Below are 12,837 nucleotides of genomic sequence, written 5' to 3' on the forward strand. Positions count from 1 at the left end.
GGGGGTCGATCGGGGATCAGGCGAGCTTGCCCATCAGGGCGAGGGAGTGCAGGAAGCGCATCAGGGTCATCAGGACGTCCCGGCTGGAGGCCCGGCGGCGTACGTCGCACTCGATGATGGGGATGGCCTCGGGCAGGTCGAGTGCGGTCCGCAGGTCCTCGAGGGGGTAACGGGGGGCGTCCGGGAAGGAGTTGACGGCCACCACGAACGGCACCCCGCGCTCCTCCAGCCGCCCCATGACGTCGAAGCTGACCTCCAGGCGCCGGGTGTCGACCAGGACGACGGCGCCGAGGGCGCCTTCGAACAGGCCGTTCCACAGGAACCAGAAGCGTTCCTGGCCGGGCGTGCCGAAGAGGTAGAGCACGAGTTGGTCCGTGATGCTGATGCGGCCGAAGTCCATCGCCACGGTGGTGGCGGTCTTGGACTCGGAGCCGTAGTTGTCGTCGACTCCGATGCCGGCCTGCGTCATGGTCTCCTCGGTGGTCAGCGGACGGATCTCGCTGACCGAGCCGACCATGGTCGTCTTGCCGACACCGAAGCCACCCACGATCACGATCTTCACCGCGGCCTGGGCCGTGTGCGGCAGATGATCCTCGGCGCGTGGGCCCGGGATGGTGTCAGAGCTTTTGAAGTCCATGCATCACCGCTTCGAGGATGGAACGGTCGGGGAGCGCCTGGCGGACGATCGGGGCGCGGGCCCGCACCAGTTCGGCCGTCAGCAGCTCGGTGAGCAGGACGGTCACCACGCTGAACGGCAGATTGAGGTAGGCCGACAGCTCGGCCACGGACAGGGGGGCCGAACAGAGCCGGAGCAGCGCCGCCTGCTCGGGCGTGGCGGAAGGCCGGGGATCGGCGTTCGCCACGATCAACGTGACCAGGTCGAGCGGCACCCGGGACCCGTCCTCGCCGGTGATGGTGTACAGCCGCTCGGGGTTCTGGCCGTCACCCTGCTTGGCGGGCTGCGGCGCCGGATCCGGCAGAGGATGACGCCTCTGGCGTTGGGGAGGAGTCATACGGTACGCCCGCTGCGTCGGGGCGGACTGGTCAGATGGGCGCCGATCCGCACGACGAGGTCGCGCATGTGCGCGCTCATGTAGCCGGGTTCGCACCGCACGTCGGCGAGGACCGCGAGGTAGGCGTTGGCGCCGGCGGCCATCAGGTAGAAGTAGCCGCCGTCGATCTCGACGACGACCAGCTTCATCTCGCCCTCGCTGCCCGGGATCTCCTGGGCGACGGCGCTCGTCAGGCTCTGCAGCCCGGCACAGGCCGCGGCGACCCGGTCGGCGGCGTCCGGGTCGCCGCCGTGCCTGGCGATGCGCAGGCCGTCGGCGGAGAGCACCACGATCATCTCGATGCCCGGGACGCCGTCGTCCAGCTCCTTGAGCATCCAGTCGAAGTTCCCTCGCTGCTGGATCACTTGGGCTCCCCCTCGTCATCGGCCTCGGTACGGGCCGGGTCCTTGATCAGATGGGTGAATGCGGCAGGGTCGCGGGTGAACGCGGTGGGGTGGACGCCCGGGGGCAGGTCCTTCTTCAGGCCCTCCCAGAAGGCCTCGAAGGCCAGCCCGGGTTCGCGCTCCTTGTGCTTCTTCCGCTCCGGATCAGGCGCCGGTTCGGGCCGGGGCTGCATCCAGCGCAGGGCTTCCTCGTCGCCCTCGCGTGCGGCCTTCTCGAGGGCCGCCTGCTCGGCGAGCCGCTGGTCCAGCGGGATCTTCATCCGGCTGCGCCGCTGCGGCAGGCCCTGGGCGGTCCACTCGGTGACCTCGGGGACCTCGTCCTCCATGGAGACCGTGGCGGGGATGCGCGGGCTGGTGGGGCGGCGCTTCTTGGGCGTGCGCTTGGGGCCGTCCACCGTGCCGGGCGTGGTCTGGGGCAACGCGGTGGCGCCGATGCCGTGGGCGAGGCCGACTCCGGGCTCGTCGGTCATCATCTCGCTGGGTACGACGAGGATGGCGCGGACCCCGCCGTACGCGGAGGCGCGCAGGGAGACCTGCATGTTGTGCGCCGAGCAGAGCCGGCCGACGACGGCGAGGCCCAGCCGCGGGGCGTCGCTGTCGCCGAGTTCCTGCAGGTCGCCGCCGGCCTTGGCGCGCTCCAGCATGCCCTCGGCCCGCTTGCGGGCCTCCTCGCTGAGGCTGACGCCGGCGTCCTCGATCTCGATGCAGACACCGGTCTGCACCTCGGTGGCGGTGACGTGGACCTTGGTGTTGGGCGGCGAGTAGCGGGTGGCGTTGTCCAGGAGTTCGGCGGCGGCGTGGATGACCGGCTCGACGGCGATGCCCTTGATGTTGACCTTGGCGATCGAGGCCAGGTTGATCCGGCGGTACTCCAGGATCCGGGACATGGCGCCGCGCAGCACGCTGTAGAGGGCGACGGGCCGGGGCCACTGGCGTCCGGGGCGACCGCCGCCGAGGACGGAGACGGAGTCGGCGAGGCGGCCGATCAGCGCGTTGCCGTGGTCGATGCGCAGCAGGTCGTCGAAGACCTCGGGGTTTCGGCCGTGGTCCTCCTCCATCTCCCTCAGTTCCTTGGCCTGCTGGTGGACGATGGCCTGGACGCGTCGGGCGACGCTGACGAAGGCTCGCTGGGAGGAGTCGCGCAGGGCTTCCTCGTGGTCCACGATCCGCAGAACCGTCGTGATCACCTGGATTTCGGCCTCGGAGAGGGCCCGGAAGTCGGGGTTCTCCTGGCCGAGCTGGCGCAGCACCTCGTGGGGCGAGTTGCCGAGGCGCAGCCGGCGCAGCGCGGCCGGCAGATGCTCGTCGGCGAGCCGGGCGATGTGCTCGTCGTGGGCGGCGATGCGCCGCTCCAGATACGCCGTGTGCCGGGCATGTTCGGCACGCAGGTCCCGCAGAGCGCGGCTGCGGCGCACCGCCTCGGCCGCGGTCGCGATCACCAGGAGCGTGGCGATGCCGCCGCACCAGCCGACCGCGATCCGGGCGGACTGCGTCACCAGGGCGACGGACGCCCCGGTCGCCGCGGCCATCAGTATGGCCGGCAGCAACAGCACGCGCGCATAGGGAAGTTCACGGCGTACGGGTGGGGATTGAACACTCACCATGTGGGCCCTCTGAAACGAATCGGCTGGGTGTGGGGCGAGCTTGCAGGGGGGTATGTCATGAGAGATGTCAGGATCATCAGGATGTTTGGGAACAAGCGCACGAATACACCGCAACTCGGTGCGCTGCGGGCGAGCTTAGTCCGACCGGATCATCGCCGTGTCATATTCAGCAAGCACCTGAAACGGGGCGTACGACAGGAGTACTCTCGGCTGTTTACACGCTCGGATTGCGTTCGCACACGCTGCGTGATGGCGTACAGGCATACGAAAACACCTCACCGTCACGGGTGAACGAGCGGCCGGTCAGATCCCGGCGATGCGCAGCGCGGCATCGGCCGTGGCCTCGGCGAACGCCGACACCGGTCGCTCCGGATCGGATCGGTGAACGAGGATGACGCCCTCGATCAGCCCGAACACGAGGTCCGTCCGCAGCCCCAGCCCACCCTTGGCGAGCGCCGCGCCGGCATCGGTCGCGGCGAGCAACTGCCGGTAGGCGTCCTTGAGTTCGGCGCGCACGGCATGGAAGCCGGCGAACCGCTCGGTGCGCACCTCGGGCAGCAGGTAGAGCACCCCGAGGTTGTGCGGTCCGGCGCACAGCAGCTCGACGTCGGCGCGGCACAGCTCCCACAGCCGCCGCTCGGCGGCCACCGTGTCGTCCGCGAGCAGTTCCCGGGCCGTACCGGCTACTGGCAGGTCGGCGTGCCACCGAGCGGCCCGATGGACGACCGCTCCTTCCGGCTCGGCAACCGGGCGCTGGGCAACCCGGAGGGCGCCCCGGCCTCGAATGCACCCTCCAGGGCCCGTCCCTGCGCTTCACGCATCCCACGACCGTCTGCGTCACCGGCGCCCCGGCCCCGGTCACCGTCGACGGCACCCCGGTCCCGCGGTGGGAGCCGGTGACGGTGCCCGCCGGGGCCGTCCTGGAGATCGGGGCACCGGTCGAGCACGGCCTGCGGACCTACGCCCTCGTCGCCGGCGGCCTGGACAGCGCGAGCACCTTCACCCCGGGCCGGTTCGGCGGGCACGGCGGCCGGGCGCTGGAAGCTGGGCCGGCTGCGCCCCGGCGACACGGTCCGCTTCACGCCGTGACCGTCGGCGGATCGCCCCGTCCCGAGATCGTAGACGGCGGCATTCTCGCCCGGGACGGCGACGTGACGTACCGTCGCAGCGGCGACGACAACCTGCTGGTCGGGTTCGGCCCCATGCAGCTGGACCTGGCCCTGCGGATGCGGGTCCACACGCTGATGGACGCGGTGGCCGAGGCGGACCCGGCCGGGGTCACGGACCTCACCCCGGGCATCCGCTCCCTCCAGATCCAGGCCGACCCGAGCCGCCTGTCGCAGCACGAACTCCTCGCCGCCGTACGGCAGCTGGTGGCGGCCCTGCCGCCCACCGACCAGCTCGTCGTCCCCTCCCGGCGTCCGCCTCCCCCTGTCCTGGGACGACCCGGCCACCCGTGAGGCGATCGCCCGCTACATGGCCGGCGTCCGCGACGACGCCCCCTGGTGCTGGGCCTCGGCGACGTGTACCTGGGCACCCCCGTGGCGACGCCCTGGACCCACGCCACCGCCTGGTGACGACGAAGTACAACCCGGCCCGCACCTGGACCGCCGAGAACTCGGTCGGCATCGGCGGCGCCTACCTCTGCATCTACGGGCGCGGGAAACTGCGCGAACAACCACGGACAACCCGCACCCGCCGAACAACCGTCACCCCACCGACGAGTAGGCCACAACCCCCCGCAGCAACCCATCCACCGCCTTGCGCGCAGCCCCCCGCACCGAAGACCCCTCAGGTGCCGCCACCTGAATCTGCCCCAGCACATCAATCACCTGCTTGCACCACCGCACGAAGTCCCCCGCCGGCATCTCCGCCTCCCGCAGCACCTCGTCCAGGCTCGACCCGGACGCCCACATGTACGCGGCCCAGGCGAACCCGAGGTCCGGCTCACGCTGCCCGACCCCCTCGGTCTGGTTGATCCGGAACTCCTCCTCGAGCGCATCCAGCCGCCCCCAGATCCGCACCATCTCACCCAGCGCGGCCTTGGCCTTGCCCGACGGCAGCTTGGGTGCCATCGCGTCGTCACCGACCCGCGCCTCGTACACCAATGCCGAGACGCAGGCGGCCAGTTCGGCGGGCGCGAGCCCCTCCCAGACGCCGGCCCGCAGGCACTCGCTGGCCAGCAGATCCAGTTCGCCGTAGAGCCGGGCCAGCCGCTTGCCGTGCTCGGTCACTTCGTCGTGGCGCAGATAGTCCAGCTCGGTCAACAGCGCCACGATCCGGTCGAAGGTCCGCGCGATCGTGTTCGTACGTCCCTCGATCCGCCGCTCCAGCTGCGAGGTGTCCCGCAGCAGCCGGTGGTACCGCTCGGCCCACCGGGCGTGGTCCTCGCGGTCGTTGCACCCATGGCAGGGGTGCGCCCGGATCGCCGTCCGCAGCCGGGCGATCTCCCGGTCGTCCGCGGCCTGGGACCGCTTCTTGCGGTGCCGCTCCGGCGGGATGTGCCCGGCCTTGGTGCGCAACGCGGATGCGAGGTCCCGACGGGACTGCGGGGAACGCGGGTTGAACGACTTCGGGATCCGCATCCGCTCGAGCGCCTCCACCGGCACCGGGAAGTCGATCGACGCGAGCCGCTTGACCTGCCGCTCGGCGGTCAGCACGAGCGGGCGGGGCCCGTCGTGGTACTCGAGGCCGCGATGCCCGTTGGACCGCCCGGCCGACAGCCCCGGATCCAGCACCAGCGCCAGCCCCGCGTACTTGCCGGTCGGCACATGGATGACGTCACCGGGCTTCAGCTTCTCCAGCGCGACGGCGGCCTCGGCCCGTCGCTGCGCCGCGCCCTGCCGGGCCAACTCGGTCTCGCGGTCCTTCAGTTCCCGCCGCAGTCGCGCGTACTCCTCGAAGTCGCCGAGGTGGCAGGTCATGGACTGCTTGTAGCCTTCGAGCCCTTCCTCGTTGCGCTGCACCTGCCGCGAGATCCCGACGACCGACTTGTCGGCCTGGAACTGCGCGAAGGAGGTCTCCAGCAGCTCACGTGAGCGATGCCGCCCGAACTGCTCGACGAGGTTGACCGCCATGTTGTACGACGGCTTGAAGCTGGACCGCAGCGGATATGTACGCGTCCCGGCCAGTCCCGCCAGGTGTTCGGGGCTCATCCCGCGCTGCCACAGCACCACGGCATGGCCCTCGACGTCGATGCCGCGCCGCCCCGCACGCCCCGTCAGCTGCGTGTACTCACCGGGGGTGATGTCGGCGTGCTGCTCGCCGTTCCACTTGACGAGCTTCTCCAGCACCACCGAACGCGCGGGCATGTTGATGCCGAGCGCAAGGGTCTCGGTCGCGAAGACCGCCTTCACCAGGCCCCGTACGAACAGCTCCTCGACGACCTCCTTGAAGGTCGGCAGCATGCCCGCGTGGTGGGCGGCTATACCGCGCTCCAGGCCTTCGAGCCACTCGTAGTACCCGAGCACGTGCAGGTCCTCGGCGGGGATGGACGCCGTACGCTCCTCCACCAGCGCCCGCACCCGTCCACGCGCCTCTTCGTCGTTCAGCCGCAGTCCCGCGTACAGGCACTGCTGGACGGCGGCCTCGCAGGCGGCCCGGCTGAAGATGAACGTGATCGCGGGCAGCAGTCCCTCGGCGTCCAGCCGCTCGATCACCTCGGGCCGGCTCGGTGTCCACACCCGCGACCGCTGCCGCCGCTCCCGCTCACGGTCGGCGTCGCGCATCGCGCGGCCCCGTCTGCGGTCCTGGTACGACGGCCGGCTCGCCTCCATGCGGGCCATCCGCGTCAGGTCGGGGTTGACGGCCTTCTTCTGGCCCTCGCCCTCCTCGAACAGGTCGTACATCCGCCGCCCGGCGAGCACATGCTGGAACAGCGGCACGGGACGGTGCTCGGCGACGATCACCTCGGTGTCGCCGCGGACGGTGTCGAGCCAGTCGCCGAACTCCTCGGCGTTCGACACGGTCGCGGACAGTGACACCAACGTCACCGACTCGGGAAGGTGAATGATCACTTCTTCCCATACGGCGCCCCGGAACCGGTCGGAGAGGTAGTGCACCTCGTCCATGACCACGTAGCCGAGGCCGAGGAGGGTCTGCGAGCCCGCGTACAGCATGTTCCGCAGCACCTCGGTGGTCATCACGACCACCGGGGCGTCGGGGTTGATGCTGTTGTCGCCGGTGAGGAGGCCGACCATGCCGTCCCCGTAGCGGCGGCACAGGTCGGAGTACTTCTGGTTCGACAGCGCCTTGATGGGTGTCGTGTAGAAGCACTTCCTGCCCTGCATCAGGGCGAGGTGGACGGCGAACTCGCCGACGATCGTCTTGCCCGACCCGGTGGGCGCGGCCACCAGCACGCCCTTCCCCGCCTCGAGTGCCTGGCAGGCCTCGATCTGGAAGGGGTCGAGGCCGAAGTCGTACATCTCGCGGAAGGACGCGAGCGCGGTGGCCTGCTCGGCGGCACGCTGACGCGCCGCCGCGTACCGCTCGGCCGGTGAGAGGTCCTCTGTCATCGTGCTTTCGAGCGTACCGGGCGCCACTGACAACGGGACGATCATTATCCGGATCCGGTCCTGTGACTCCGGCGATACCTGCAGCTCAGGGGCCCACGACCCGGACGGCCCCGGGTTTGCACTCCACGGTCAGCGGCAGCGGTCCGAGCGGCTCGCCGTCCGCGTATCCCGTGATCCCCTCGGCGGCGAGCTCGACCCGCGCCGCCCGGTGCACGGTGACCTTGGGGTGGCCGACGTGCCCGCCCCGGTACACCGACGGGAACACCCGCAGCAGGGTCGTACGGCTGCAGTCCCCGACGACCGTGACGTCGAACAGCCCGTCGGTGACGTCGGCGCCGGGACAGATCCGCAGACCGCCGCCGTACGACGATCCGTTCCCGACGGCCACGAGGGTCGCCTCGGTCTCGCGGACCGCTCCGTCGTCGAGGGTGATCCGGTACGGCAACGGCCGGAAGGCGGCCAGTTCGGCGAGGATCGCGAGGTCGTACTTGAAACGGCCGACGGGCCACCGCATCCGGTTGCCGCGGTCGTTGACGCGGGAGTCGAAGCCGGAGGCGAGGACCGTACCGAACCAGTGGTCGCCGGCCCGGCCGAGGTCGATGTCCCGCACGCGGGCGCCCTTGAGCCCCTCGGCGATCACGCGGGCCGCGGCGGCCGGGTCGCGCACGGGCAGGCCGAGGGTGCGGGCGAAGTCGTTGCCGGTGCCGACGGCGACCAGGCCGAGCGGGGTGCGGGTGCCGGCGACGGCCTGCAGGGCGAGGTTCGCCATGCCGTCGCCGCCGACGGCGACGAGAGCGCCGGTGCCGTCCGCGACGGCGGCACGCGCGCGTGCGAGGGCGTCGGCGGTGTTCTGCCCGATGACCGTGCGCACCGAGAAGCCGGCCGCCCGGAAAGCGGAAGCGGCCGGCTGCGCCGCACGGGCGCCCCGGCCGCGGCCCGCGGTGGGGTTGACGAAGAGGGTGATCTCGCTGGTCACGCCAGTGACCCTACGAGGTGCTCGCCGATCTTCAGGTCACGTCGTCATAACCGTTGCTTCAGGTGACGTCGTCGTATCCGTTGACCCGGTCCTTGCTCGTCTGCTCGGGCAGGGCGCGGCTCGCGCTGACGGTCTCGACCTCGCCGATGTCCTCGGGCGTGAGGTCCAGATCGGACGCCTCGTCGTCGGCGGGGCCCATGGCCTCGCGGCGGCGCCTGCGCCGGTCGTTGACGAGAGAGACGAACACGGCGCCGAAGTACAGGATCCAGATGGGTCCGGCGAGCGCCAGCATGGTCAGCGGGTCGGTGCTGGGCGTGGCGATCGCCGCGAACACCGTGATGCCCATGATCATCGCGCGCCACCAGCCGAGCATGCGCTTGCCGGTGATCGCGCCGGTGAAGTTGAGCATGACCAGCAGCAGCGGCAGCTCGAAGGAGAGGCCGAAGACGATGACCATGCGCGTGACGAGGTCGAGCAGGTCGTCGAGCGGCAGCAGGTTGTCGACGCCGAACGGGGTGAACTCGATCAGCACGTTCGCGGTGGTGGGCAGCACCTTGTACGCGAAGAAGGCGCCGCCGAGGAAGAGCGGGAAGCCGGTGCCGACGAACGCGTAGGCGTACTTCTTCTCGTGCTTGTGCAGACCGGGTGCGACGAAGGCCCACAGCTGGTACAGCCAGACCGGAGAGGCGAACACGACGCCGGCCATCAGGGACACCTTCAGCGCCAGCGTGAACGGCGCGAGCAGACCGTTGATCGTGATCTGCGCGCACGGATCCTGGTTCTCGGCGTTCTCGGCGGACGCCCGCGCCAGCTCCTCGAACGACTGGGAGCAACCGACCGAGTCGAGGATCGGCTCGGTGAAGAAGTTGATGATGTCGTTGTAGAAGAAGGCAGCGGCGACCGTGACGAGGACGATCGCCAGCAAGGCCTTCGAGAGCCGGTTGCGGAGCTCACGAAGGTGCTCCGCGAGGGGCATCCGCCCCTCGGGATCCTTCTCCTGCTTGCGGGCAGACTTCAGCAACCCACGTTCCCATCTCGTGCGGCGGGCCGGAGGTCACCGGCCCTGCGTCAGCGCTTGGTCGTGTCCGTCGGTTCGTTGACCGGGCGGGAGCTGGACACGTCACCGGGTGCGGCCTGGATGATGCGCTGCGCCGGGGGCTGCTGCTCGTCGGTGCGGGGCGGGTCGGCCGGGGCGGAGGACTTGCTGTCGTCCTTCATCGCCTTGGCCTCGCTCTTCAGGATGCGCGCGGACTTGCCGAGCGAGCGGGCCATGTCCGGAAGCTTCTTCGCGCCGAACAGCAGGATGATGACGACGAGGATGAGAATGATCTCGGGGGCTCCGAGCCTTCCGAACATAAGTCTTTACCTTCTCACCGAGGCGGATGGGTGGGGAGCTGTCCGACCGGTCGGACAGGTGTCCGAACGATCGTGCCGACAGCGATCGTAACGCTCAGGGGTGAACGCGAGGCAATCCCTGTGCGTACTCCCGGTCCACGGCCCGGGCCTCGTTTTCCGAACCGTGACCAGCAGAGTACCTGCCGGGTGGGGGAAGTTGACAGGGCGAAGCCGCCCAAAGCGCATCAGGCACAGGACTCACAGGGCCGCACAACCCGCCTCACAGCGCGTCCACCGACCGGGCCGTGCTGACGGCGGCGCGTTCCAGGTCCTCCGCGGCCCGGTTGATACGCCGCGCGGAGTCCGACACCTGCCTGCCGAGGCGTTCCGCCTCCACGAACACCCGGACAGCGAGCACGCCGAGAACGGCAATACCCAGGAAACCCACACCCACCGCGAACATCGGCCAGAACATGACGCCGAGCCTAGACCGTGCGCCGACCGGGAGCGCAGCCGACGTTTGGACCTAGAGCGTGGAGTGCAGCCGCAGGGTGCTGACGCCGCCTCCGGTGAGCAGTTCGATGATGCGCTCGCCGGCCGGCTTGCGCACGGACGCGCCGCACTCGGGGCAGGTGAAGGAGTAGAAGGTGGTGCGGCTCGTGGCGCCGATGGCCAGGCGCAGGGCGCTCGCGGTGAGCTCGAAGCGGCCCCGGCAGTCCGGGCAGCCGGCTCTGAACACCACGGGAGTCATGCTTCTCATCTCCCCGAACGCGGACGCCACCGACATACCCCGCACCCCAGACGCCGCCGACTCACTCAAAGTCCCTGCTCCTGCCCGTCGTGTGCCCGTTGTACAGCCTGCTCCGGACCCGCGGCCCGCGCCTCGAGCCCGTCGTACGCCGCCAGGGCCTCGCGGGCCGCCTGCCGGGCGCTGTCGGCGAGCTCCCGCGGGGCGACGATCCGCCCGTCGCGCCCGAGGCGGAGCGCGAGGCGGCGCAGCGACGCCGGGTCGGGGGTGCGCAGGGTGATACGCAGCCCGCCGTCCGCAAGCTCATCCGCACTGTCGTGGGGGTAGTACTCGGCGACCCAGCGGCCGCCCGGGCCGACCTCGACCACGACCTCCGGGTCCTCGGCCGCGGGCTGTACCAGCCCTTCGGACAGGTCCCGCAGCTCGATCTCGGGCGGCGCGGACGGCTCGTCGAGGACCCTGATCTCGGCGACGCGGTCGAGCCGGAAGGTGCGGCGCGCCTCGGACCGGTAGCACCAGCCCTCCACATAGGTGTGACCGACGCTGACCAGTCGGATCGGGTCGACCTCGCGCTCGGTGACCTCGTCGCGGGCCGGCGAGTAGTAGCGGATCCACAGCCGGCGGCGTTCCGAGATCGCCCGGTCGACGTCCGCGAACACGCCGCCCTCCGACTCGAAGGTCACCGACAGCCGGGAGCTGGCACCGGCCGCCTCACCGGCCGCGGCCTCCACCTTGGCGGTCGCGCGCAGCAGCGCCTGCCGGTCGCTCTCGCGCAGGCCGGGCAGGGTGGAGACGGCACGGGCGGCCACCAGCAGCGCGGTCGCCTCGTCGGCCGCCAGCCGTAGCGGCTCGGCCGCCTCCGCCCCGAGGGCGGCGGGGTTGTGCCACCAGATCCGCTCGCCGTCGGTGTCGATGTCGAGCAGGTCACCGCCGCGGAAGCTGGTGCCGCACATGGGCAGTACGTCGAGGTCGGAGACCAGCTCCTCCTCGGTGATGCCGAAGGCACGGGCGACGTCCTCGATCCGGGCGCCGGGGCGCTCCTTCAGATATGTCACCAGGGAGAGCATCCGCCGGGTCTGGTCGATGGCGTTCGCGGGCCTGATCGGTTTGCCGGCCACTGTCTTCTTCCGCTCCCCCTCAGCCCTTGGCCACGGCACGCAGCCGGTCCACGACATCGGCCCGCAGCTCGGCGGGCTCCACGACCACCACGTCCGGCCCGAACTCCACCAGCCAGGCGTCCAGCCCGTGCCCGTACGGAATCTCCAACTCGTCCCAGCCGTCGCCGAGTTCCCGCACGGAGGCGGCCTTCGCCCGCAGCGGGTACCCCGCACCCGAGCGCAGCCGGATCAGCGCACTGCGGTCGGCGGTCTCCCCCGCCCAGCTCGCGACGGTCTCCCGGACGGTGACGACATCGGGCACCTCGGCGGTGAACCGGCCACTGCGGGTGCGCACCTTGCCGGTGATCCGGGACAGCCGGAAGACCCGCTCCGCACCGCGATCCCGATCCCAGCCCGCCAGGTACCAGTGCCCGCGCCAGCACTCCAGCGCCCACGGCTCGACATGCCGGGCCTCGGGGCGGGCGGCGGTGGCCTTGCGGTACTCGAAGGCGACCGGGCGGCGGTCGCGGCAGGCCAGCATCAGCGGCTCGAACGCCGCCTCGTGCACGGGGATACGCGGCTCCAGCGCGCCATGGGCCTCGTACGGGTCGACGTCCTCGGGGAGCCCGGCGGCACGCAGCTTCTGCAGGGCGCCGCTCGCCGCCCCCGCGAGCCTGGCCTGCTGCCAGACCTTGGCGGCGAGCCCGAGGGCCGCGGCCTCCTCGGCGTCGAGAGTGATGGGCGGCAGCCGGTTGCTGTCCCGACGGGCCAGGTAGCCGACCTCGCCGTCGAGGTTCTCCACCGTCTCGATGACCAGCCCGAGCTCGCGCAGATCGTCCTTGTCCCGCTCGAACATCCGGTTGAAGGAGTCGTCGCTGCCCGCTTCGAGATAGGCCTCGATGGACTCCCGAAGCTCGCGCTTGCTGAGCGGCCGCCGCGTCCCGAGCAGACACAGCGCCAGGTTCATCAGCCGCTCGGCCTTGGCAATGGCCATCGACGCCCTTCCCTATGGTGCTTCTGCCGGATGACCGTACCGCTCCGGAGTGTCACGGCAAAAGCCGAGGGCCCATGCCCGAACAGGCATGGGCCCCAGCTGATCACGTCCGA

General features: G+C 70.8%; 13 protein-coding genes and 2 pseudogenes. 2 read left to right on the plus strand and 13 right to left on the minus strand.

The window, feature by feature from the left end; all coding sequences use genetic code 11:
* Positions 1-16: 16 nt before the first annotated feature.
* The 5 genes and pseudogenes from StrepF001_RS04505 to StrepF001_RS04525 form a co-directional block, all read right to left on the minus strand.
* On the minus strand, positions 17-637 hold the full coding sequence (locus StrepF001_RS04505; protein WP_129796946.1) for an ATP/GTP-binding protein: 621 nt from the start codon (positions 635-637) through the stop codon (positions 17-19).
* The gene (locus StrepF001_RS04510) at positions 618-1,013 is read right to left on the minus strand and encodes a DUF742 domain-containing protein (RefSeq protein ID WP_129796947.1); all 396 of its coding nucleotides are present in this window, start codon (positions 1,011-1,013) and stop codon (positions 618-620) included. Before StrepF001_RS04510 ends, StrepF001_RS04505 begins: the two co-directional genes overlap by 20 nt.
* Positions 1,010-1,417, minus strand: a complete 408-nt coding sequence (locus StrepF001_RS04515) for a roadblock/LC7 domain-containing protein (RefSeq protein ID WP_129796948.1) — start codon at positions 1,415-1,417, stop codon at positions 1,010-1,012. The genes StrepF001_RS04510 and StrepF001_RS04515 overlap by 4 nt, the downstream gene beginning before the upstream one ends.
* Entirely contained in the window at positions 1,414-3,060 is a 1,647-nt protein-coding gene (locus tag StrepF001_RS04520) for an ATP-binding protein (protein WP_129796949.1), read from the minus strand. The genes StrepF001_RS04515 and StrepF001_RS04520 overlap by 4 nt, the downstream gene beginning before the upstream one ends.
* Before the next feature lie 303 nt (positions 3,061-3,363).
* A pseudogene (locus tag StrepF001_RS04525) lies at positions 3,364-3,813 on the minus strand (hypothetical protein); the annotation flags it as partial.
* Here StrepF001_RS04525 and StrepF001_RS47250 point away from each other — a divergent pair.
* Positions 3,778-4,052 (plus strand): annotated as a pseudogene (locus StrepF001_RS47250) (hypothetical protein); the annotation flags it as partial. The pseudogenes StrepF001_RS04525 and StrepF001_RS47250 overlap by 36 nt on opposite strands.
* A gap of 210 nt (positions 4,053-4,262) precedes the next feature.
* On the plus strand, positions 4,263-4,520 hold the full coding sequence (locus tag StrepF001_RS47255; RefSeq protein WP_240797310.1) for a carboxyltransferase domain-containing protein: 258 nt from the start codon (positions 4,263-4,265) through the stop codon (positions 4,518-4,520).
* A gap of 249 nt (positions 4,521-4,769) precedes the next feature.
* Here the strand turns inward: StrepF001_RS47255 and StrepF001_RS04535 are convergent, their stop codons facing one another.
* From StrepF001_RS04535 to StrepF001_RS04570, 8 genes are all read right to left on the minus strand, one after another.
* Positions 4,770-7,619: a DEAD/DEAH box helicase gene (locus StrepF001_RS04535; protein ID WP_129796950.1), complete on the minus strand. Its 2,850-nt coding sequence runs from the start codon at positions 7,617-7,619 to the stop codon at positions 4,770-4,772.
* A 40-nt stretch (positions 7,620-7,659) separates the two neighbouring features.
* Positions 7,660-8,550: a diacylglycerol kinase gene (locus tag StrepF001_RS04540; protein WP_129796951.1), complete on the minus strand. Its 891-nt coding sequence runs from the start codon at positions 8,548-8,550 to the stop codon at positions 7,660-7,662.
* A 58-nt stretch (positions 8,551-8,608) separates the two neighbouring features.
* Positions 8,609-9,571 (minus strand): twin-arginine translocase subunit TatC, encoded by a 963-nt coding sequence (tatC, locus tag StrepF001_RS04545; RefSeq protein ID WP_129796952.1) that lies wholly within the window; start codon positions 9,569-9,571, stop codon positions 8,609-8,611.
* A 47-nt stretch (positions 9,572-9,618) separates the two neighbouring features.
* Positions 9,619-9,906: a Sec-independent protein translocase subunit TatA gene (gene tatA / locus StrepF001_RS04550; protein ID WP_129796953.1), complete on the minus strand. Its 288-nt coding sequence runs from the start codon at positions 9,904-9,906 to the stop codon at positions 9,619-9,621.
* Between the two features lie 259 nt (positions 9,907-10,165).
* Positions 10,166-10,360, minus strand: coding sequence for a hypothetical protein (locus tag StrepF001_RS04555; protein ID WP_129796954.1), 195 nt, complete (start codon positions 10,358-10,360; stop codon positions 10,166-10,168).
* Positions 10,361-10,411: 51 nt separating this feature from the next.
* Positions 10,412-10,705, minus strand: a complete 294-nt coding sequence (locus StrepF001_RS04560; protein ID WP_129796955.1) for a hypothetical protein — start codon at positions 10,703-10,705, stop codon at positions 10,412-10,414.
* Positions 10,702-11,751, minus strand: coding sequence for a WYL domain-containing protein (locus tag StrepF001_RS04565; protein ID WP_129796956.1), 1,050 nt, complete (start codon positions 11,749-11,751; stop codon positions 10,702-10,704). The genes StrepF001_RS04560 and StrepF001_RS04565 overlap by 4 nt, the downstream gene beginning before the upstream one ends.
* A gap of 19 nt (positions 11,752-11,770) precedes the next feature.
* Positions 11,771-12,724 (minus strand): WYL domain-containing protein, encoded by a 954-nt coding sequence (locus StrepF001_RS04570; protein WP_129796957.1) that lies wholly within the window; start codon positions 12,722-12,724, stop codon positions 11,771-11,773.
* Positions 12,725-12,837 lie beyond the last annotated feature (113 nt).

Origin of the sequence: Streptomyces sp. F001, from assembly GCF_004187715.1 — a bacterium.
GTDB lineage: Bacteria > Actinomycetota > Actinomycetes > Streptomycetales > Streptomycetaceae > Streptomyces > Streptomyces flavusporus.

What these genes read in the sequence shown, in the direction of transcription:
- StrepF001_RS04505 (WP_129796946.1), bottom strand. Translation starts at nt 637, where the DNA reads ATGGACTTCAAAAGCTCTGACACCATCCCGGGCCCACGCGCCGAGGAT.
- StrepF001_RS04510 (WP_129796947.1), bottom strand. Translation starts at nt 1,013, where the DNA reads ATGACTCCTCCCCAACGCCAGAGGCGTCATCCTCTGCCGGATCCGGCG.
- StrepF001_RS04520 (WP_129796949.1), bottom strand. Translation starts at nt 3,060, where the DNA reads ATGGTGAGTGTTCAATCCCCACCCGTACGCCGTGAACTTCCCTATGCG.
- StrepF001_RS47255 (WP_240797310.1), top strand. Translation starts at nt 4,263, where the DNA reads ATGCAGCTGGACCTGGCCCTGCGGATGCGGGTCCACACGCTGATGGAC.
- StrepF001_RS04535 (WP_129796950.1), bottom strand. Translation starts at nt 7,619, where the DNA reads ATGATCGTCCCGTTGTCAGTGGCGCCCGGTACGCTCGAAAGCACGATG.
- tatA (WP_129796953.1), bottom strand. Translation starts at nt 9,906, where the DNA reads ATGTTCGGAAGGCTCGGAGCCCCCGAGATCATTCTCATCCTCGTCGTC.
- StrepF001_RS04555 (WP_129796954.1), bottom strand. Translation starts at nt 10,360, where the DNA reads ATGTTCTGGCCGATGTTCGCGGTGGGTGTGGGTTTCCTGGGTATTGCC.
- StrepF001_RS04570 (WP_129796957.1), bottom strand. Translation starts at nt 12,724, where the DNA reads ATGGCCATTGCCAAGGCCGAGCGGCTGATGAACCTGGCGCTGTGTCTG.